The organism is Streptomyces sp. NPDC042346 (assembly GCF_055581845.1).
Genome location: NZ_JBVJEH010000008.1, coordinates 273,228 through 293,872, shown reverse-complemented (window position 1 = coordinate 293,872; position 20,645 = coordinate 273,228). Strand labels below are relative to the sequence as shown.

General features: G+C 73.6%; 17 protein-coding genes. 12 read left to right on the top strand and 5 right to left on the bottom strand.

Annotation, left to right across the window (positions count from 1 at the left end; translation table 11 throughout):
• Nucleotides 1-27 precede the first annotated feature (27 nt).
• Nucleotides 28-309 carry an HPr family phosphocarrier protein gene (locus tag ACZ6K0_RS29345; RefSeq protein ID WP_376401154.1) on the bottom strand — a complete coding sequence of 94 codons (282 nt, stop codon included), beginning with the start codon at nucleotides 307-309 and terminating at the stop codon, nucleotides 28-30.
• Between the two features lie 175 nt (nucleotides 310-484).
• Between ACZ6K0_RS29345 and ACZ6K0_RS29340 the strand changes: the two genes are divergently transcribed.
• Genes ACZ6K0_RS29340 through ACZ6K0_RS29325 form a run of 4 tightly spaced genes read left to right on the top strand, consistent with a single transcriptional unit; the run spans nucleotide 485 to nucleotide 6,093 of the window.
• Nucleotides 485-3,550, top strand: a complete 3,066-nt coding sequence (locus ACZ6K0_RS29340; RefSeq protein ID WP_469232791.1) for a bifunctional acetate--CoA ligase family protein/GNAT family N-acetyltransferase — start codon at nucleotides 485-487, stop codon at nucleotides 3,548-3,550.
• A 38-nt stretch (nucleotides 3,551-3,588) separates the two neighbouring features.
• The gene (locus tag ACZ6K0_RS29335; RefSeq protein WP_024758334.1) at nucleotides 3,589-4,185 is read left to right on the top strand and encodes a DUF5998 family protein; all 597 of its coding nucleotides are present in this window, start codon (nucleotides 3,589-3,591) and stop codon (nucleotides 4,183-4,185) included.
• Entirely contained in the window at nucleotides 4,185-5,390 is a 1,206-nt protein-coding gene (locus ACZ6K0_RS29330; protein WP_469232792.1) for an alkaline phosphatase family protein, read from the top strand. The genes ACZ6K0_RS29335 and ACZ6K0_RS29330 overlap by 1 nt, the downstream gene beginning before the upstream one ends.
• Before the next feature lie 52 nt (nucleotides 5,391-5,442).
• Nucleotides 5,443-6,093: a thymidine kinase gene (locus ACZ6K0_RS29325; RefSeq protein ID WP_469232794.1), complete on the top strand. Its 651-nt coding sequence runs from the start codon at nucleotides 5,443-5,445 to the stop codon at nucleotides 6,091-6,093.
• 8 nt (nucleotides 6,094-6,101) lie between these two features.
• On the opposite strand, the gene ACZ6K0_RS29320 is transcribed toward ACZ6K0_RS29325, so the two are convergent.
• Nucleotides 6,102-7,139: a saccharopine dehydrogenase NADP-binding domain-containing protein gene (locus ACZ6K0_RS29320; protein ID WP_469232796.1), complete on the bottom strand. Its 1,038-nt coding sequence runs from the start codon at nucleotides 7,137-7,139 to the stop codon at nucleotides 6,102-6,104.
• Nucleotides 7,140-7,253: 114 nt separating this feature from the next.
• On the opposite strand from ACZ6K0_RS29320, the gene ACZ6K0_RS29315 reads away from it, so the two are divergent.
• Complete coding sequence (locus ACZ6K0_RS29315) at nucleotides 7,254-8,279, top strand: helix-turn-helix domain-containing protein (RefSeq protein ID WP_376401138.1); 1,026 nt, start codon at nucleotides 7,254-7,256, stop codon at nucleotides 8,277-8,279.
• Here ACZ6K0_RS29315 and ACZ6K0_RS29310 read toward each other — a convergent pair.
• Entirely contained in the window at nucleotides 8,257-8,946 is a 690-nt protein-coding gene (locus tag ACZ6K0_RS29310) for a TetR/AcrR family transcriptional regulator (protein ID WP_469232798.1), read from the bottom strand. The two genes, ACZ6K0_RS29315 and ACZ6K0_RS29310, sit on opposite strands and share 23 nt — an antisense overlap.
• Before the next feature lie 134 nt (nucleotides 8,947-9,080).
• Between ACZ6K0_RS29310 and ACZ6K0_RS29305 the strand changes: the two genes are divergently transcribed.
• From ACZ6K0_RS29305 to ACZ6K0_RS29285, 5 genes are all read left to right on the top strand, one after another.
• Nucleotides 9,081-10,070 (top strand): MBL fold metallo-hydrolase, encoded by a 990-nt coding sequence (locus ACZ6K0_RS29305; RefSeq protein ID WP_469232800.1) that lies wholly within the window; start codon nucleotides 9,081-9,083, stop codon nucleotides 10,068-10,070.
• Between the two features lie 52 nt (nucleotides 10,071-10,122).
• Nucleotides 10,123-10,740 (top strand): isochorismatase family protein, encoded by a 618-nt coding sequence (locus tag ACZ6K0_RS29300; protein ID WP_376401129.1) that lies wholly within the window; start codon nucleotides 10,123-10,125, stop codon nucleotides 10,738-10,740.
• Nucleotides 10,741-10,896: 156 nt separating this feature from the next.
• Nucleotides 10,897-13,491 (top strand): YfhO family protein, encoded by a 2,595-nt coding sequence (locus ACZ6K0_RS29295; RefSeq protein WP_469232802.1) that lies wholly within the window; start codon nucleotides 10,897-10,899, stop codon nucleotides 13,489-13,491.
• Between the two features lie 130 nt (nucleotides 13,492-13,621).
• Entirely contained in the window at nucleotides 13,622-14,587 is a 966-nt protein-coding gene (locus ACZ6K0_RS29290; RefSeq protein ID WP_469232804.1) for a glycosyltransferase family 2 protein, read from the top strand.
• A gap of 3 nt (nucleotides 14,588-14,590) precedes the next feature.
• Nucleotides 14,591-16,063 carry a polysialyltransferase family glycosyltransferase gene (locus tag ACZ6K0_RS29285; protein WP_469232805.1) on the top strand — a complete coding sequence of 491 codons (1,473 nt, stop codon included), beginning with the start codon at nucleotides 14,591-14,593 and terminating at the stop codon, nucleotides 16,061-16,063.
• A gap of 43 nt (nucleotides 16,064-16,106) precedes the next feature.
• Here the strand turns inward: ACZ6K0_RS29285 and ACZ6K0_RS29280 are convergent, their stop codons facing one another.
• Nucleotides 16,107-16,880, bottom strand: a complete 774-nt coding sequence (locus ACZ6K0_RS29280) for a VOC family protein (RefSeq protein ID WP_376401118.1) — start codon at nucleotides 16,878-16,880, stop codon at nucleotides 16,107-16,109.
• Between the two features lie 174 nt (nucleotides 16,881-17,054).
• Between ACZ6K0_RS29280 and ACZ6K0_RS29275 the strand changes: the two genes are divergently transcribed.
• Nucleotides 17,055-17,882: a sulfurtransferase gene (locus ACZ6K0_RS29275; protein ID WP_469232808.1), complete on the top strand. Its 828-nt coding sequence runs from the start codon at nucleotides 17,055-17,057 to the stop codon at nucleotides 17,880-17,882.
• Between the two features lie 188 nt (nucleotides 17,883-18,070).
• Here the strand turns inward: ACZ6K0_RS29275 and sepH are convergent, their stop codons facing one another.
• Nucleotides 18,071-19,132 (bottom strand): septation protein SepH, encoded by a 1,062-nt coding sequence (gene sepH / locus ACZ6K0_RS29270; RefSeq protein WP_376401113.1) that lies wholly within the window; start codon nucleotides 19,130-19,132, stop codon nucleotides 18,071-18,073.
• A gap of 552 nt (nucleotides 19,133-19,684) precedes the next feature.
• On the opposite strand from sepH, the gene ACZ6K0_RS29265 reads away from it, so the two are divergent.
• Nucleotides 19,685-20,644, top strand: coding sequence for a hypothetical protein (locus ACZ6K0_RS29265; protein WP_469232810.1), 960 nt, complete (start codon nucleotides 19,685-19,687; stop codon nucleotides 20,642-20,644).
• Nucleotide 20,645: the final 1 nt, after the last annotated feature.

Sequence of the window (20,645 nt, the reverse complement as noted above, 5' to 3'; positions counted from 1 at the left end):
CGGTCTCGTCGTACGGGAAAGGCGGGGTCAGACGGTCTCGGGGAGCTCGTCGAGCCCCTCGGCGACCAGCTTCGCGAGACGGTCCAGCGCGGCCTCGGCGCCGTCGGCGTCCGAAGCGAGGGTGATCTCCTCGCCGCCCTGCGCGCCCAGGCCGAGCACCGCGAGCATCGAGGCGGCGTTCACGGGGTTGCCGTCGGACTTGGCGATCGTCACCGGAACGCCGGAAGCCGTGGCGGCACGGACGAAGATGGACGCGGGGCGGGCGTGGAGGCCCTCGGCCCAGCCGACGTTGACGCGGCGCTCAGCCATGGTGTTGCCCTTCAAGTCTCAAGCGGGTTGTCTAGACCAGTCTCTCACGGGACGCGCGGTGCTCGTGCCGACCTTCGGCCCGGATCGGACCGCCTTTCGGTCCTCCCCACCTTGCACGGCACGCCCCTGCCGCGCGACCGGTGCCGGTGTCGTACACCGGCCGTAGGCTGGCCCCATGCAGAGCGCGTCGGAGCAGTCGGAAGCGGCGGATCGACCGGCATCACCGGAGCACGCCTATCCCGATCACTGGGAGGCCGACGTGGTGCTCCGGGACGGCGGCACCGCGCGCATCAGGCCCATCACCGCCGATGACGCCGACCGGCTGGTCAGCTTCTACGAGCAGGTGTCGGACGAGTCGAAGTACTACCGCTTCTTCGCGCCCTACCCCCGGCTCTCCGCCAAGGACGTCCACCGGTTCACCCATCACGACTTCGTCGACCGGGTGGGCCTCGCCGCGACCGTGGGCGGGGAGTTCATCGCCACCGTCCGCTACGACCGCATCGACGACCGGGGCATGCCCGCCTCGGGACCGGCCGACGAGGCCGAGGTCGCCTTCCTCGTCCAGGACGCGCACCAGGGGCGCGGAGTCGCCTCCGCCCTCCTCGAACACATCGCGGCGGTCGCGCGCGAGCGGGACATCCGGCGCTTCGCCGCGGAGGTGCTCCCCGCCAACAACAAGATGATCAAGGTCTTCACCGACGCGGGCTACACCCAGAAGCGGAGCTTCGAGGACGGCTCCGTACGGCTCCACCTCGACCTCGAACCGACCGTCCGCTCCCTCGCCGTCCAGCGCGCGCGGGAGCAGCGGGCGGAGGCGCGATCAGTCCAGCGGCTCCTCACCCCCCGGTCCGTCGTCGTCGTCGGCGCCGGGCGCGCACCCGGCGGCGTCGGCCGGACCGTCCTCCGCAACCTCCTCGGCGCCGGTTTCACCGGCCGCGTCCACGCGGTGAACGCCGCGCTCACCGACGGGCCCGCCGAGCTCGACGGCATTCCCGCCCACCCCTCCGTCGGCGCCATCGGCGAACCGGTGGACCTGGCGATCGTCGCGGTCCCCGCCGAGCGGGTGCCGGAGGTCGTCGCCGACTGCGGCGAGCACGGGGTGCGGGGCCTCGTCGTCCTCTCCGCCGGGTACGCGGAGAGCGGCCCGGCCGGCCGGGAGCGGCAGCGCCAGCTCGTACGGCAGGCCCGCTCGTACGGGATGCGGATCATCGGGCCCAACGCCTTCGGGATCATCAACACCTCCGAGGACGTCCGGCTCAACGCCTCGCTCGCCCCCCACATGCCGGCCGCCGGGCGGATCGGGCTCTTCACCCAGTCCGGCGCGATCGGGATCGCGCTCCTCGCCGGGCTCCACCGGCACGGCGCGGGGCTCTCCTCCTTCATCTCGGCCGGCAACCGCGCCGACGTCTCCGGCAACGACTTCCTCCAGCACTGGTACGACGACCCGGGGACGGACGTCGTCCTCCTCTATCTGGAGTCGATCGGCAATCCCCGGAAGTTCACCCGGCTGGCCCGCCGCACCGCCGCGGTCAAACCCGTCGTGGTCGTCAAGGGCGCCCGGCACAGCGGCAGCGCGCCGCCCGGCCACCGGGTGCCCGTCACCCGCATCCCGCACGCCACGGTCTCCGCGCTGCTGCGCCAGGCCGGGGTGATCCGCGTCGACACGGTCACCGAACTCGTGGACGCCGGACTGCTCCTCGCCGCCCAGCCGCTGCCGGCCGGGCCCAGGGTCGCGATCCTCGGCAACTCCGAGTCGCTCGGCCTCCTCACGTACGACGCGTGCCTGACCGAGGGGCTGCGTCCGCTGCGGCCGCTCGACCTGACGACCGCGGCGGGCCCGACGGACTTCCGGGACGCGCTGGCGGCGGCGCTCGCGGACGAGACGTCCGACGCGGTCGTGGTGACCGCGATCCCGTGGGTCGGGGAGAACGGTGCCACCGAGTCCGGCGACGGGGAGGTCCTCGCGGCCTCCCTGCGCGAGGCCGTCGCGTCCGTCCCCGCCCCGGCGAAGCCCGTCGTCGTCGTCCACGTCGAGATGGGCGGCCTCGCGGAGGCCCTCGCGGTCGCGACGAGCACCCGGCCGGCGCCGACGAGCACCCGGCCGGCGCCGACGGGGAGCCGTACGGTGTCGACTCCGGCCCGTCCGGCGGCGGACGGAGCGGTGACCGGAGCGGCGGACGGCGCGCCCAACGCCCGCACGACCGGCCCGGCGACCGGCACGGCGACCGGCGATGCCGGAACCGACAGGGCCACGCCGGCCCCGGTGCATGCCGCGCCCGTCCAACAGGCCACCGAGGGGGCCGCCCCCGGCTCCGCCGACCCGACCGCCCCCGGCTCCGCCGTCCCCCCGGCCACCGACCCGCAGGCGACCATTCCCGCCTATCCCGCCGCCGAGCGGGCCGTGCGGGCGTTGGCCGAGGCCGTGCGGTACGGGCAGTGGCGGCGGCAGGCCGCCGAGCCCGGGCGCGTGCCCGAGTACGAGGACATCGACGAGGGCGGGGCCGCCGCGCTCATCGAGCGCGTGCTCGGCGCCGGCGGCGACGCGGACGCGCGGGGTGTGACCCTCGACACCGCGGACGCGGGGGAGCTGCTCTCGCGGTACGGGATCACCGTCCTGCCCACGCTCCCCGCACCCACCCCCGACGAGGCCGTCGCCGCCGCCCGCCGCCTCGGCTACCCCGTCGCGCTCAAGACGACCGCGCCCCACCTGCGCCACCGCCCCGACCTCGGCGGCGTCCGGCTGGACCTGGCCACCGAGGAGCAGCTCCGTACCGCCTACGCCGAGGTGACCGAGGTCCTCGGCAAGCCCGAGGAGCTCCAGCCCGTCGTCCAGGCGATGGTGCCCCGGGGCGTCGACACCCTGGTCCGCTCCGCCATCGACCCCGCCGTCGGAGCCGTCCTCTCCTTCGGGCTCTCCGGCGCGGCCTCCGAGCTCCTCGGCGACACGGCCCACCGGCTGGTCCCGGCCACCGACCGGGACGTCGCCGAGCTCGTCCGTTCGATCCGCACCGCTCCGCTGCTCTTCGGCTGGCGTGGATCCGCCCCCGTCGACACCCCCGCCCTGGAGGAACTCCTCCTCAGGGTCTCCCGGCTCGTCGACGACCACCCGGAGGTGGTGGCGGTCTCCCTGGAGCCGGTCGTCGTGGCCCCGGGCGGACTCTCCGTCCTCGGGGCCACCGTCCGGCTGGCCCCGCCCCCGCCCCGGACGGACCTCGGCCCGCGCCGCCTGCCGAGTTACTGAGGATCTGAGGGGGCCCAGGGCCCCGTAGGATGGAGTCCATGGCGAAGAGCGGTACGACGACCCAGGGGCTGCGCGCGGCGATCGAGCGCAGCGGCTACTACCCGGCCCTCGTGGCCGAGGCGGTGGAGGCCGCCGTCGGCGGCGAGGCCGTGGCGTCGTACGTGGTGCACCAGGAGACCACCTTCGACGCGAACGAGGTCCGGCGCCACGTCACCGTCCTCGTCCTGACGCCGCACCGCTTCATCGTGAGCCACACCGACGAGCAGGCCGCCGACACCAGCTCCCCGACGCCGTACGCCACGACGTCCACCGAGTCCGTGAAGCTCGACCGGATCTCCTCGGTCGTCGTCAGCCGTGTCGTCGCCAACCCCGAGTCGTACACCCCGGGCACGCTGCCCCGCGAGGTCGTGCTCACCATCGGCTGGGGCGCCGTCTCCCGCATCGACCTGGAGCCCGCCGCCTGCGGCGACCCCAACTGCGACGCCGACCACGGCTACACGGGCAACGCCACCGCCGACGACCTCAGTCTGCGGGTGAGCGACGCCGGCGACGGCCCGGACACCGTCCGGCAGACCCTCGCCTTCGCCCAGGCGCTCTCCGAAGCCATCGCGGCCACCGCCGCGACCACTCGCTGATGGTCCAGCCCACCGCCGTCGCCCACGGCTGGCCCGACGATCCGGTCCCGCTGTCCCCGGACACCGCGCCGGTGCCCGAGTACACCTTCGGCTCCCTCGGCGACCTGCTCCCGACGCTCGTCGCGGCGCAGGGCGTCCCCGGCTTCGCCCCGAGGATCGCCGAGCTGGCCCCGGCCGACCGGAACTGCGTCTTCCTGATCGACGGACTCGGCTGGGAGCAGATCGCGGCCCATCCGGACGAGGCCCCCTACCTGACCTCGCTCCTCGGGTCCTCGCGCGGCGGCACGGGCCGCCCGGTCACCGCCGGCTTCCCCGCCACCACCGCGACCTCGCTCGCCTCGGTCGGCACCGGCCGCTACCCCGGCACGCACGGGCTGCCCGGCTACACCGTGCGCAACCCCGACACCGGCCAGCTGATGAACCAGCTGCGCTGGCGGCCGTGGACCGAGCCGCGCGTCTGGCAGCCGTACCCCACCGTCTTCCAGCTGGCGCACGAGGCCGGGATCCACACCGCGCAGGTGTCCTCCCCGATCTTCGAGCAGACCCCGCTCACGCAGGTCGCGCTCAGCGGCGGAACGTTTCACGGGCGGCTCTCCGGCGAGGAGCGCATGGACTTCGCGGCCGAGCAGCTCGCCGCCGGCGACCGCTCGCTCGTCTACACGTACTACAGCGAACTCGACGGCGCGGGACACCGCTTCGGCATCGACTCCGACGCCTGGCGCGGACAGCTCATGTTCGTCGACCGGCTCGTGCAGCGCCTCGCCGAGCAGCTGCCGCCCCGCTCCGCGCTGTACGTCACGGCCGACCACGGCATGGTCGACATCCCCTTCGACGAGCAGCACCGCATCGACTTCGACGAGGACTGGGAGCTGCGCGCGGGCGTGGCCCTGCTCGGCGGCGAGGGCCGTGCCCGCCATGTGTACGCCGTGCCCGGCGCGGAGGCGGACGTCCTCACCTGCTGGCGCGAGGTGATCGGCGAGCAGTTCTGGGTGGCGAGCCGGGACGAGGCCATCGCCCTCGGCTGGTTCGGCGACGAGATCGACGAGCGGGTGTACGGCAGGATCGGCGACGTGGTCGCCGCGGCCCACGACGACGTCGCGATCACCGCGTCCGTCAACGAGCCCCACGAGTCGGCGATGGTCGGCATGCACGGGTCCATGACCCCCGCGGAGCAGCTCGTCCCGCTGCTCGAAGTCCGTTCCTGACCCCCCGACGCCCCCACTTTCCCCCCACGACCCGAAAGGTCCCCGGCCTGTCATGCCCGAGCTGGTCTTCTTCTCCGGAACCATGGACTGCGGGAAGAGCACCCTGGCCCTCCAGATCGCCCACAACCGGGACGCGCGCGGGCTCCAGGGCGTGATCTTCACCCGTGACGACCGGGCGGGCGAGGGCAAGCTGTCCTCGCGGCTCGGCCTGGTGACGGAGGCGGTCGAGGCTCCGCAGGGCATGGACCTGTACGCGTACCTCGTCGCCCAACTGTCCCAGGGCGGCAAGGCGGACTACGTCATCGTGGACGAGGCGCAGTTCCTCGCGCCCGAGCAGATCGACCAGCTCGCCCGTATCGTCGACGACCTCGGCCTGGACGTCTTCGCCTTCGGCATCACCACCGACTTCCGGACCAAGCTCTTCCCCGGCTCCCAGCGCCTGATCGAGCTCGCGGACCGCTTGGAGCAGCTCCAGGTCGAGGCGCTCTGCTGGTGCGGGGCCAGGGCGACGCACAACGCCCGTACGGTGGGCGGCCAGATGGTCGTCGAGGGTGCCCAGGTGGTGGTCGGGGACGTGAACCGACCGGCGGGGGAGGTCGGTTACGAGGTCCTCTGCCGTCGCCACCACCGCCGTCTCATGACCTCGGCCACGGCCCACGCGGGCGCCCTCTCGCCGGACGTCCTCCCCGTCAACAACGCCTGACCGGCGCATCACCCACGCGGTTCGAGGGACAGCGACGTCTGCTCGGACAGCGCGCGGAGGAAGTCGGGCGCGTCGAAGATCGCACCGGCCGAGGCGACGCCGACCGTCCTGATCCGTCCCGTGAGGACGCGGTGGACCGCTTCCACCGCGAGCGGCGCGCTGAAGGCGTAGATGTCCTGGCCGCTCGCCGTGGCGCGCCGCTCCTCGTCGCCGGAGCGCACGACGACGTCGACGACGAAGGTCTGGTCCGAGCGCCCGCTCGCGTCGACCGCGGTGGGTGCCGGCGTCTCCGGAGCCACCACGTCCTTGGCCGCCTCCACGTTCATGTACGTGCGCACCTCGGGGATGGCGAGGTGGCTCGGGACGGTGACGACGTCGGCCATGGTGAACTCGCCGATGACGGACCGGACGCCCGTCGGGTCGGGGAAGGACCACTTCAGCGTCGGCGGGGCGTCGTCGCGGTACTGCATCCGGCCTTCGCTGAACACGACGCGCCGGCCCTCCCTGCGCTCCCGGGAGACGGTGCCCGCGCTGCGGGTTCCGGCGGTGGGGTGCCAGCTGCTCAGCGCGTACGCGACGTGCGCCTCGTCGGCCGAGGTCCAGTCGCCCATCGCCGCGGTGACCAGCAGGTCGCCGAGGCCGCCGAAGAAGGCCATCGCCGGGATCACGACCGTGCCGGCTTCGGCGGCGCGGTCCGCGAACTGGGCGAACGTGTCGGCGTTGGCCTCCAGCTCGGCGGCCACGTCCACGTACGGGATCCCGGCGCGCAGCGCCGCCTCGATCACCGGGGCCGCGGTCGAGGCGAAGGGCCCGGCGACGTTGATCACGGCGTCCGTGCCGGCCAGGGCGCGGTCCAGCGAGGCCGGGTCGTCGACCGTGGCCGGCCGGACGGCGAGGCCCGGGTGGGAGGCGGCGAGCGCCGCCAGCTTGTCCGCGTCGCGTCCGGTCAGGACCGGGGCGAACCCCCGGTTCAGCAACTCCGCCACCACGAAACGACCGGTGTGCCCGTAGGCACCGAACACCGCTACCGTCTGACCCGCTGTCATCGACTTCTCCTACCGCTCTCGTGCCGCTCTCGTTTGTTCAACTGTGAACATCTTGCACGGCGGAGATCCGCGAAGGTGAGTGTCTGGAACGACATGGTGCGTACAATTTCGGACATGAAGACAGTCGCGTTGGCCGTCACCGACGGAATGCTGCACTTCGAACTCTCCGTGGCCTACGAGGTCTTCGGCTCCGACCTGACCCACCTGGTCGACCCCTGGTACGCATTCACCGTCCACGGGCCGAGCGCCGTGCGGGTCGGCAGGTTCCACCTGGAGCCCGACCACGGACTCGACCGGCTGCCTTACGCCGACACGGTGATCGTCCCCGGCTGGGCCGACGTCGACGTGGACCCGCCCGCCGAGCTCGTCGACGCCGTGCGCGCGGCCCACGAGGCGGGCGCACGGGTGGCCTCCCTCTGCACCGGCGCGTTCGTCCTGGCCGCCGCCGGGCTGCTCGACGGCCGGCGCGCGACCACGCACTGGGGACACACCCAGGCCCTGGCCGACCGCTACCCCCGCGTCGAGGTCGACCCGGACGTGCTCTACGTGGACAACGGCAGCGTGCTCACCTCCGCAGGCAAGGCCGCGGCGATGGACCTGTGCCTGCATCTGGTCCGCCTCGACCACGGCTCGGCGGTCGCCAACACGGTCGCCCGCCGCCTGGTCGTACCCCCGCACCGGGCAGGCGGCCAGGCCCAGTTCGTCACCGCCCCGGTGCCCGCCCAGGAAGACCACCCGCTCACCGCGCTGCTCCCCTGGGTCGTCGCACGGCTCGACCGCCCGCTGACCGTGGAGGACCTGGCCCGCCGGGCGCGGATGAGCTCCCGGAACCTGGGCCGCCACTTCAGGGCGGCGACCGGCACCACCCCGTTGCAGTGGCTGCTGACCCAACGCATCCGCCGCGCCCAGGAGTTGCTGGAGGCCACCGACGACAGCGTCGACGCCATCGCGACGGCCACCGGCATGGGCACCGCCACGACGCTGCGCCGGCACTTCAACCGCACGGTCGGCGTGCCCCCGGACACGTACCGGCGCACCTTCCGGGCGCGGTCGCGCTCCGAAGTGCCAGGGCCTGTCCAGCGGATCAGGGTCGGACAGGCACTGGCCCTCGACTCCGTTACGCCTCCGGGGCGGCGGTAGGCGGTCGGAGTGAGCGGGTCAGGTGGTCGAGGGCGGCGGCGCTGACGGGGGCCGCGCCCGTGAGGCTGCCGACCAGCGCCTGGGCGAGCACCGTCGCCGTACCGATCCGGGTGTCCTCGCGCTCGTCACCGGTGGCCTTGCCGATCACGGCGTCGCGCACGGCCCGTGAGATGTCGTCGCCCGCGAAGAGTTCGGGGAACGACAGCGCCATCATGCACACGCCCACATTGGCGGAGAGGATCGACTGCCCCGCCAGTTCGGGGGTCATGCGCAGCCGTCCGGCGTCCCGGCAGCGCTCCACCGCCGTCAGCAGGATGGCCTGCGCCTCCTTGATCGCCTGCGGCTTGGCGTCGCCCGTCGGCGTGAACATCAGCCGGTACAGGTACGGGTTGCGGAGCGCGAACGCCACGTGGCTGTCCCAGGCCGTCCGCAGGTCCGCGACGGGATCGTCCGTCAGCGGATTGCGCCTCTTGGCGGCGAGGAAGCGCTCGAAGCCGATGTCGGCGACCGCCGTGAGCAGCCCCTGCTTGTCGCCGAACTGGCGATAGATCTCGGGCATGCCGACCTTCGCCCGGTCGCAGATGGCCCGGGTCGAGATCGCCAGGGCGTCCTTGGTGGCGAGCAGTTCCTCGGTGGCTTCCAGGATGCGCTCTCGTGCCGTCGACATGGCCCCCACGATAACAGCGCTAACAGAACGGCGTTATCGATGATTACGAAATGTGTTAGCGTGAAGAACGTCCGGGGGGTGGCCGCCTCCGCGACGACGTCGCCCGTTCGCCATGAGAGAGCTGGTAATCCCCGATGAACCGTTCGACGTTCCTCCGCGTCGCCACCGGCGCCGTCGCAGCCGCGGTGGGCGTGGCCCTCCTCGCCGCCTGCGGCGGCACGGGCACCGCCGACGGCGCGAAGGCCTCGGCCACGTCCGACGCCGCCGAGGCCTCGGCCACGTCCGACGCCGCCGAGGCCTCGGCCTCGTCCGACGGTGCCGAGGCCGCGCCCGACGCCGCGAAGGCCGCGTTCACCGCCACGCACGTCGGCGGGCCGACCACGGTCCTGGAGGTCGGCGGCCTGCGCATCCTGCTCGACCCGACCTTCGACGCGCCGAAGAAGTACAAGAGCGGCCTGGAGAAGACGCAGGCCCCGGCGGTCGGCACCGACGGGATCGGCACGATCGACGCCGTCCTGCTCTCGCACGACCAGCACGACGACAACCTCGACGACACGGGCCGCGAGCTGCTCAGGACCGTGCCCGTCGTGCTCTCCACGCCCGGCGCGCGGAAGCGCCTCGGCGACCACGTCACCGGCATGAAGGCCTGGGCCACCCACGAGCTGAAGACCTCCGGCGGCACCGTCACGGTCACCGCGGTGCCCGCCCTCCACGGGCCGGACGGAGTGGACCGCGGCGCGGACGGCGAGGTCACCGGCTTCGTCCTCAGCGGCAAGGGCGTCCCCACCACGTACATCTCCGGCGACAACGCCTCGGTGAAGGTGGCCAAGGAGGTCGGAGACCGCGTCAGGAAGGAGATCGGCCCCATCGACACGGCCGTCCTCTTCGCCGGTGCCGCCCGCACGCCCGCGATCCTCGACAACGCGCCGCTGACCCTCACCTCGAAGAACGCGGCCCTGGTGGCGAAGGACCTCGACCCCCGCAAGGTCGTCCCGGTCCACACCGACAGCTGGAACATCTACTCCGAGGACCTGACGTCCCTGGTGAAGGCCTTCCGGGAGCAGGGCGTCGACGGGAAGCTCGTCGACCTCGCGCCCGACGGCGCCACGAAGGACCTGTCGTAGGCGCTCGGCGCTCCCTCGTCCCGTAGCGGACAACGAACCGAAAGGAACCACCATGACCGCGTCCACCACCCTGCGCGAGGTGATCGGCCTGCCCCAGGAGCTCCCGCGCCTGGGCGAGTCCACCCTGATCATGATCGACTTCCAGAACACCTACCGCACCGGCGTCATGCTGCTCGAAGGTGCCGAGGAGGCCGTGGCCGCCGGCGCGCGCCTGCTCGCGGCCGCCCGCGCCGCCGGCACGCCCGTCGTGCACGTCGTGAACGACGGCGGCGAGGGCACCCCGTACGACATCCGCGCCGAGATCGGCTCGATCAGTGCCGAAGTCGCCCCGATCGAGGGGGAGAAGGTGGTCGTCAAGCAGGTGCCGAACGCCTTCCACGCCACGGACCTGGAGCAGACCCTCAAGGACCTCGGCGTCGGCGCCGGCGGCGACCTCGTCATCGCCGGATTCATGACGCACATGTGCGTGCTCTTCACCGCACAGGGCGCCTTCAACCTCGGCTACCGCCCGACCGTGGTCGCCGAGGCCACCGCCACCCGTCCCCTGCCGGCGCCGGACGGCACCGTCGTCGCGTCGGACGCGCTCCAGGTCGCGAGCCTGACGACGGTCTCCGACCTGTTCGGCACCGTCGCCCGCACGGTCGACGAGCTCGTGGCCTCGAACGGCTGAACCACCCACCCTCGCGGCACCGGGTGTTCACCCGGGGTGTACCGGAACACCGCCTGATGATCGGTTACGGGTCGCCCGCCTCGGCGGTAATGGCGGTCGGCCCGTGACGACTTCCCCTCCGGGCGTTCCCCGCTCCGTGCGCCCCCTGGAGGACGTGTGCCCCCCGCCGCCGAGACCGTGCTCGACGAGGTCGACGGCGAGGAGGGGGCCGGCGGGGGCCGGCGCCGACCGGGCTTCCGGTCGGTTCTCCGGTCGGCAGCCCGGTCGGCACTTCGGTCGGTTCTTCGACCGGAGGGCCGGCTCGCCCCGGCCGCCGCCGCCCCGCTCGCCGCCTCCCTGTTCTCCGCCGCGCTCCTCTGCCTCGCGACCGCGCTGTCCCGCACGTACCCCTTCGGGCCCGTGACCAGGAACATCGTCGATCTCGGCCAGCAGTACCTGCCGTACCACGCCTACTGGCGGGCCCTCCTCCTCGGGGAGACGCACGGCGACGCCTTCCTCAACTGGAACTCCGGCTTCGGCTCCAACTTCCTCGGCGACATCGGCACGTACCTGAGCAGCCCCTTCGATCTGCTCGTCGTCCTCTTCCCCGCGGACCGGATCGAACTCGCCCTCTACGTCGTCACCGCCGCCAAGATCAGCGCCGCGGGAGCCGCGGCGGCGCTGCTGCTCCTGCGACTGCGCCCCGGCCCCTGGCCCGTCGCCGCCGTGCTCGGCACCGCGTACGCCCTCTCCGGCTGGACCCTCAACCTCGGCGCCACCGTCCCGATGTGGCTCGACGGGCTCGTCGCCTTCCCGCTGCTCTGCCTGGTCGGCGAGTGGGCCCGCACCGGCCGCCGTCCCGTCCTCGGTCCCGTCGTCGTCGCCCTGGCCTGGATCGCCAACTTCTACACCGCCTACATGGCCACCCTCGGCGCGGCCGTCTTCCTGGCTGTCCGGCTCCTCACCGCCGAGGAGAGCGCGACCGCCCGGCAGCGGATCGCGGGAGCGCTCCGCGCCGCCCGGGGCGTGCTCATCGGCATCGGGCTCGCCGCGCCGCTCGTCGTGATCGTCTTCCTCGCCACCAAGGTCGCCGACCCGACCCCCGTGACCACCTTCGCGCCCGCCCCCTGGACGGACCTCCTCGCCCGGTTCCTGCCCGCCACCGCGAGCGTCGCGAGCCCCGCGCTCTTCATCGGTACTCCCGCCCTCGCCCTCGCCCTGACGCTGCCGTTCAACGGGGCCGTCGCCCCGCGCGTCCGGGCCGGGTGGACGGCGGCGGTCGTCCTGGTGACGCTCTCCCTCCAGTGGGAGCCCACCCATCTGCTCTGGCACGCGGGAGCCTCGCCCAACGGCGCTCCGTACCGTCAGGTCTTCGTCCTGTGCGGGCTGTTGCTCATCGCCGCCTGGTTCTCGGTCGCCCAGGGCGTGCCCCGGCCGAGCGCGCTCCTCGCGGGCGGCACCCTGCTCGGCGCCCTGGCCTGGGCCGCCCGGGGGAGCGTCGACATCGACGACTGGACCTTCCCCGCCTTCCTCGCCGCCGCGGCCCTGGCGCTCGTCGCCGCCCTGCTCGCCCGGGAGGGCGTCCGGCGGACCGCTCTCCGTGCCCTGCCCGTCCTGGCCGTGGTCCTCCTCGTCGCCGCCCAGGCCGGCGAGACGGTCGTCACCGGGAAGCGGATCGACGAGCAGCAGCGGAGCGAGGTCGCCTGGTCGCCCCGGATCGGCCCCTGGCACGCCTCCGCCGCCCGCGAGGCGGCCCGCGCCGACGCCTGGCCCCGGTACCGTACGGACCCCGGCGAGGTGCCCGGCGGCAACGACGTCCTGCTCGTCGGCGGCCAAGGGGCCGAGGTCTACAGCAGTCTCACCGCCGACGTGACCTCCTCCACCCTCTCCGCGCTGGGCTTCGGTTCCTACGCCAAGGGCCGGCACCCGGTCACCCTCGACAACCCCGTGACCGACGTCCTCTTCTCCATCGGCACCCGGATCCGCTCGGAGCCGACGGAGCCGGTACGCCAGGACGCGCGGCCCCGCGCCGAGGTCACCGCCGTCACCACCCCCGTACCGCCCCTGGTGACCGTCCGCCCGCGCGAGGCACGCGCCCCGCGTCCCGGGGACTCCGCCTTCGTCCGGCAGGAACTCCTCCTCGGATCCTCGGTGTACGAGCTGCCGCGCGACACGCGCCGCACCGGACGCACCCTCACCGCCAGCTGCCCGGCGGGCTCCGACGTCTGGTTCTGGGCCCCCGAGTACAAGGGCTCGGCGACCCTGGCGGGGGAGACCGCCGTCGACTTCGAGGGCAAGCCGCCCTCCGTACGCGCCCCCATGCGGGCCCTCGGGACCGTGCCCGACTCCGGCGAGGTGCGGATCGACCTGCTGCCCGAGGCCGCGATCCGGCTGCCCCGGCAACCCGTCGGCTGCCTCGTCCGGGCCCGGCTCGACTCCGCCGTACGACACCTCACCGCCACCGGCGCCACCCGCGTGAACGCCGGCGGCCACGGCGTCACGGCCGAACTGCCCCCGGGCAGCACGGGCGTCGCCGTGCTCGCCGCGCCCCGGATCTCCGGCTGGCGCTGCGCCGCGGGCGACGCGGAAGCCGCGCCCGCCCGCGCGTACCAGGGCCTCGTCGCCGTTCCCCTCGACGGGCGGGCGACCACGGTCGGCTGCTCCTTCCGGCCACCGGGACTCCGCCTCGGCGGCGCCGCCGGAGCGGCCGCGCTCCTGGCCCTGGCCGCGACGGCGCTCCTGCACCGGCGGTCCCGCCGCGTCCGGCCCTGACGGGGGTTTCCACCGGGGACGACAAGAGTTCACCCGGAGTGCACCCGTGGCTCGTTCAGCCGGAAAAGTGGACGGCTACTGTGCCCGCCGTACCGGCGTTTGATTGTTCGATTCAGTATGGGGATTCCGAGTGCCAAAACTGTCCGTCGTCGTCCCGTTCCACAATGTCGGGCCCTATGCTCCCGACACCCTGCGCAGTCTCGCGAACAACGCGAACCCGGAATTCGAGTTCCTGCTGATCGACGACTGCTCGACGGACGACACCCCGGAAATCCTCGACCGCTGGCGCGACCGCCTCCCGAACGCCACCGTCATTCGCCACGAGACGAATCTCGGCGTCGCCCAGGCGCGCAACACCGGAATCGACGCGGCGCGCGGCGACTACCTCACCTTCCTGGACGGCGACGACTGGTACGCCCCCGGGCACCTGAGCGCCGCCGTCGCCGGAATCTCCCGCCTGGACTGCGATTTCGCCCGTACCGACCACGTCCTGGCGGAGGGCCGGAAGCGACAGATCCGCTACGCCCCCGCCAAGGTCCGCGACGCGGTGATGGACCCCAGGGACGGCATCTCGCCCGCCAGCATGGTGACGATGGTCGACTATCCCTTCGTTCCCTTCGGCATTTACAGCGGACGGCTCTTCGAGAACGGCGCCTCGCGTTTCGAGACCTCTCTCAGAACAGCGGAGGACCGCCTCTGGATCTGGCGTCTCCACCTCAAAGCCAGCACGTTCGCCGCGCTTTCCCTGCACGGTGTCTTCTACCGGCGGGGCGTCACCACCTCGCTCACCCAGATCACCGACAACCGGCAGCTGGACTTCATCCCCTCGTACGATCTCCTGCTCGACGACGTCTCCCGGGACGCCGAGGCGGACCGATTCCTCCCGAAGGCCGTCCGCACCTACTGCGCGATGATCGCCTTCCACATGGGCAAGGTCGGGAAGTACGAGCCCGAGGTCGCCGCACAGCTGCGCGACGACGTCGGCGACGCCCTGCGCCGCATGCCGCAGCAGGTGCTCGACGAGACCCTGACCACCATGGACATCCCGCGCAGCACCCTCCTCCGGAGCCTGCGCGAACCCGGAAGGACCGCCTGACCCATGGCTCCCGACACGACCTCCGCCATGGCCTCCGGCACGGCCCCCGACCCCCGCCGCGTACAGATCTTCCAGGTCTCCACGCTCTACGGCGCGGCCACCCTCGCGGCCGCGCTGGACGCCGGACAGTTCGGCCCCCGCGAGGACGCCCGCCGCCTCCTGCTGATCTCGCACAACGCCGAGATCCCGGAGACCGCGCTGCGCCTGGAGACGATGACCGGCTACGAGCGGATCGCCGCCCGCTTCGACGGCACGCTCGACTGGAACGAGACGATCCACCCGTACCACCCCGCCGCCTGGGCACCCCGGCCCGAGGAGACCCCGCTCTGGCAGCGCGTCCTGCGGACCGCCTGGGGCCTCGGCAGCGCCCGGGTCGAGCTGATCGTCGAATCGATCCAGGTCAACCCCGCCAAGGCGCTCGCCGCCGCCTTCCCCGAGAGCTCGGTCGACGTCTACGCGGACGGCCTCATGAGCTACGGCCCGACCCGCTCCGACCTCGCCCAGTCGATCGCCATCCGCATCCGCCGGGTCCTCCACCTCGACCTGGTGCCGGGGCTGCGGCCGCTGCTCCTGAGCGAGTACGGGGTCGAGCCCGAGCTCGTCCCCGACAGCGCCTTCCGCGCGGTGCTCGCCGAGATCGCCGAAGCCTCCCGCGCCGACGAGCGCGCCGACGAGCGCGCCGACGAGCGCGCCCACGAGCGCGCGGACGCGGACGGGAACGGGGCGCCGGACACCGACTCGCCGATCGCGCGGGCCGTCGCCGCCGAGCCGACGGCCCTCCTGCTCGGCCAGTACCTCGCCGCCCTCAACCTCCTCACCGCCGAGGAGGAAGAGGAGCTGCACGTACGGATGCTCCGCGGAGCCGCCGCGGCCGGACACGGTTCAGTGGTCTTCAAGCCGCACCCGACCGCGCCCGTCCGCTACTCCCAGGCCCTCCACGAGGAGGCGGCGGAGCTCGGCGTACGGCTGACGGTCCTCGACGGCCCGCTGCTCGCCGAGACCTTCTACGAGCGGTGCCGGCCGCGGCTCGTCGTCGGCTGCTTCTCCACGGCGATGCTCACCGCCGCCGTCTACTACGGCATCCCGATCGCCCGCGTGGGCACGGTCGAGGTCCTCGAACGCCTCACCCCCTTCGAGAACAGCAACCGGATCCCGCTCACCGTCGTCGACCACCTGGTCGCGGACCTGGAGGGCGGAGAGGAGCCCGCGGTCCCCGGCGCGGCCCCGGACTCGCTCGCGCCCCTGGTACGGGCCGTCGGCTACTGCATGCGGCACAAGAGCCACCCGGGGCTCCGGGAGGAGGCCACCCGTTTCCTGGCCGAGCACCACGCGGAGCCCGGCATCGCGCACCACTTCGACGCCCAGCGGCTCACCCAGCTCGGCCTGCCGGGCGCGGGGGAGGCCACCGCCCCGGAGTCGGCCGCCACCGGCACGTCCCGGTTCCGCCGCGGCCTCGCCCGGGCCCGCCGGTCCTGACCCGCACCCCCGAAGGGACGAGTGGTCGACATCCCCGAGGGGATCAGCGGTCGACGGACCTGACGAGCGTGAACACCGCGCCCTCCGGGTCCGTCACCAGCGCGTGCCGTCCCGCCGTGCCCTCCCTCGGCGGCCTCAGCACCTGACCGCCGAGCTCCGCGACGAGCCGGGCGGCCGCGTCCGTGTCGTCGACCTCGAAGTACGTCATCCAGTGCGCGCCCCGGTCCCGGGGCAGCGCGTTCCCGACGCCGTGCAGCGAGGCCACCGGGCGTCCGTCCAGGTGGAGCGTGGCGAAGTCGAAGTCGGCGGAGACGACCGGCTCCACCTCGTACCCGAAGATCGACCGGTAGAACTTGCCGACCGAGGACGTCTCGTACGTGAGGAGCTCGTTCCACACCGGGGTCCCCGGCGGCCCGGCGGCCACCGTGCCGTGGTGCGCCTCCGCCTGCCAGATGCCGAAGACCGCGCCGACCGGGTCGGAGCAGATCGCCAGGCGGCCGGCCTCACCCGCGTCCAGCGGGCCGACCGCGACCGTGCCGCCGCAGCAGCGGATCGTCTCGGAGGTCTCGTCGGCGTCGTCGGTGGCCAGATAGGTGGTCCAGGCGATGGGCAGGTGCCGGTCGGGCGGCAGCTGGCCGATGCCCGCGACCTCCTTGCCGTCGAGCAGGGCCCGGACGTACGGGCCGAGGTGCTGCGGGCCGGGCACGAACTCCCAGCCGAAGAGCGCGTTGTAGAACTCCTGGGTCCCGTCAAGCCCGTGCACCATCAGGCTCACCCAGCAGGGTGTGCCGGGTGTGCGCCGAGTCGCCTCGGTCATCGTCACTCTCTCCTCGGACCATCGTCGTGGCCGTGTCGCGTGCCTCATGGCCGATGGTCGCACCGACGGGCGGGCGGCGCGTCCCGGCCGCACCGCCTTCCGGGGGGCGCGTTGTCGCGGGAGGGCGCCTGGTTGTTCCTCCGCGGCCGCGCCGGCTGCGCGAGGATGGCACCCATGAACCCCATCATCTCCGCAAGCGAACTTTTGAGCGAGTCGGCAGGGGCGCGGCCGCCGGTGCTCCTCGACGTCCGCTGGACGCTCGCCGGACCGCCCGGACGGCCCGCGTACGAGGCCGGTCACCTCCCCGGCGCGGTCTACGTCGACCTGGACGCGGACCTCGCGGGACCGGCCGGGAGCGGCGGTCGGCACCCGCTGCCCGACGTGACGGCCTTCGGGGCCGCGATGCGCCGGGCGGGTGTCTCGGCGGGGCGGCCCGTCGTCGTCTACGACGGCGGTCTCGGCTGGGGCGCCGCCCGCGCCTGGTGGCTGCTCCGCTGGGCGGGCCACCCGGACGTGCGGGTCCTGGACGGCGGCCTCGCGGCCTGGACGGGAGAGCTCTCCGAGAAGACCCCCGAGCCGGATCCCGGCGACTTCCGGCCGGAGCCGGGCGCGCTGGGGCTGCTCGACGCCGACGGGGCGGCGGAGCTGGCCCGCGCCGGGCTGCTCCTGGACGCCCGGGCGGCGGAGCGCTACCGGGGCGACGTGGAGCCGATCGACCGGGTCGGCGGGCACATCCCGGGCGCGGTCTCGGCCCCGACGACGGAGAACGTGGACGCGGACGGCCGGTTCCTGGGCGCCGACGCCCTGCGCGACCGCTTCACCGCCCTGGGCGCGGACGGGGACACCCCGGTCGCGGTCTACTGCGGCTCCGGCGTCTCCGGCGCCCACGAGGTCCTGGCCCTGGAGATCGCGGGCATCCCCGCCGCGCTCTACGCCGGCTCCTGGTCGGAGTGGTCCGGGGACCCCGCCCGCCCGGTGGCCACGGGACCGGACCCGCAGTAGATCCCGCGCACGGTTCGGCGGCTCCCGCGGCCGTGCGGACGCGAAAGGCCCGCGCCGGCGATCTGCCCGGCGCGGGCCTTCCCGTACCGGCGCGGACGCCGGTCACTCCTGTGCGGATCCTGTGCGGATCACTTTTGTGCGGGTCGTTCCCGTGCGGATCACTCCCGTGCGGGTCACGTCCCGCACGGTCACTCCTGCTTCTTGCGCCGGGTGCCGAAGACGATCTCGTCCCAGCTGGGCACGGCGGCGCGGCGGCCGGGGCGGACGCCGTCGGCCTCGGCCTGGCGGTCGGTGGTGCCGGTGAGACGGTCGCGGTGGCCGGAGACGGCGCGCGGCATGAGGACGTCGGCGTACGCGGAGCCCGCTCCTGCCGAGGCGGCCGGGGCCGGCGGCTCCTCCGCCTCCGGATCCTCCGAGGGCTCCGTGTCCGGAGGCTCGGGCACGATCATGTCGCCGCGGAAGCTCGGGACGGCTTCCAGGAGGCTCGTCAGCGAGTCCCGCTCCTCCTCCGGCTCGGGTGCCGGGGCGGGCCGCTCCAGCCGGTCGAGCTGGCGGTCGAGCGCCCGGTCGAGGGGCCTGTCCCGGGGCAGCCGGGCGATGCGCGGCACGAAGGGGAAGCTGGGCTCCGGCGCGGCGGCGATCGTGTCGTCCGTCTCGCCGATCAGCGCCCGCGCCTCGTCGTCCACGGCCTGGACGAGCCGCCTGGGCGGGTCGTACGTCCAGCTGGCCGTGTGGACCTCGCCCGCGACGCGGTAGACGAGCAGCACCTCCCAGGTGCCGTCGTCGCGCCGCCACGAGTCCCACTGCACGGTGTCCTTGTCGGCGCCGCGCAGCAGCAGCCGCTCCTGCACCGCCTCGCCGAGCTGCGGGCCGCTGTTCTCCCCGGGCCTGCGGACCGGGGTCTTGCGGGCCCGCTCCGCCATGAACGCGCGCTCCGCGAGGACGGGGCCCTCGAAGCGGCGTACGCGGTCGACGGGGATGCCGGCGAGCTGGGCGACCTCCTCAGCGGAGGCACCGGCTCGTATCCGTGCCTGGATGTCGCGGGGGCGGAGGTGGCTCTCCACCTCGATCTCGATCTGGCCGAGGCGCGCGCGGTCGTTGCGCACGGCGGCGCGGAGCCGCTCGTCGATCGGAAGTGTGTACTCCGTGCTGTCAGCAGCCTTCAGCACCAGTCGTGTGCCGTCGTTGGAGACGGCCACGACACGCAGTTCGGGCATGGGGACCTCCCGGGTGGTGCCTGCCGACGTCACGTGCGTCGCTGCTTCCGCTAGTCGAGTGTGGCCTGCCCGGGTGCAGCCTGCCACTACCTTGCCGAGTTGCCCGGCGTGTCGGGCATGGACCCTGGGGCGCCGTTATGGCACGGTTACCTGTTCGCCACTCAGAGTGACTGACGGTCACGCTGTGCAGCGGGTCTCCGTGCGGTGCGCGACGCCGCCGGTTCGAGTGCCGCGTTCGGCCCCCTCCCCGATCCCGGGCACCCGTGAAGGCGTCCGGACCCAGGGTTCGCCAATGTACTCCATTCGGGCCACTTGGGTGGACCGGCGCGCCACCCAACTTCTCGGGCGGTACGGGAGTTGAGTCTCCGCGATCTTCCCCCATACGTGTCCCTCTTCACAGAACCAGCAGAAGCGGAACTATTCACTTCGCCCATTTGTCCCTTCTGGGTGCAAGGCGAACGGATGAGCCATCAGGGGTTGGAGATGCGTCACAGGCCGGAGACCGACACGGACGAACCGGAGAATCCGGAGAAGACGGAGGTGGGACAGGGGGAAAGGGCCCCGAGGAGAAGGATCGACCTGAGCGTGGCCCAGGTCTCGGGCAGTGCCCTGGCCGCGGTCATCGCCGCCAAGCTCGCCTCCACCCTCGGCGTGTACGGCACGATCGTCGGCGCCGGAGTGATCAGCGTCATCGCCACCTGCGGCGGACCGCTCTTCCAGCACCTGTTCAAGCGCACGGGCGAGCAGGTGCGCGACGCGACCGCCGCCGCCAAGCCCAAGGCCCGGCAGGTGCCCTTCCCGGCCGCGCGTCCCGCGGGGGACGGGGACCGGCACACCATGATGCTCGGCACGGTCGCGCGCCCCGGGGCGTACGCCCTCCCGTACGAGGATCAGACCGGCGAGCAGACAGGCGAGCGGACCGGCGCGCACACCGGCGAGCAGGCCGGTGAGGAGCTCGACGAGGAGTTCGGCGCGGCGACCACGCACGGCACCCGCGTCCGCGGCTGGAAGCGCCCGGCGATCGCCGCGGCCCTGGTCTTCGGCGTCACCATGGGCGGCATCACCGCCTACGAGCTGGTCTCCGGCCAGGACTTCAGCGGCACCCAGGGGACCACCACCTTCGGCTCCGTCGTGCGCGGCGGCGGGAACTCCGGACAGGACGCACCGAACCGGGACGAGAACCCCGCGCCGACGCCCTCCGGATCCGCGGGCGACACCGGACAGCGGGAGGACGGTGACGGCACCCCCGCGACGGGCGCCACGCCGGACCCGGGCGACCCGGGCACCGGCGGTACCGGCACCGCGACCCCGGACCCGGACGCGACGTCCTCCGGCTCCACCGACGGCGGGTCGGCGCCCGATCCGACGCCGACCGGCCCCGCGACCGATCCGGCACAGCCGACCGACCCGACGGAGCCGGCCGAGCCGACGGAGCCCACGGCTCCGCCGACGACGGCCCCGCCGACCGGGGCCCCGACCACCGGGGCCGCCGATCCGGCGGCCCCGCCGGCCTCGTCGGCGCCGGCCCCGGGCACCGGCGGCTGAC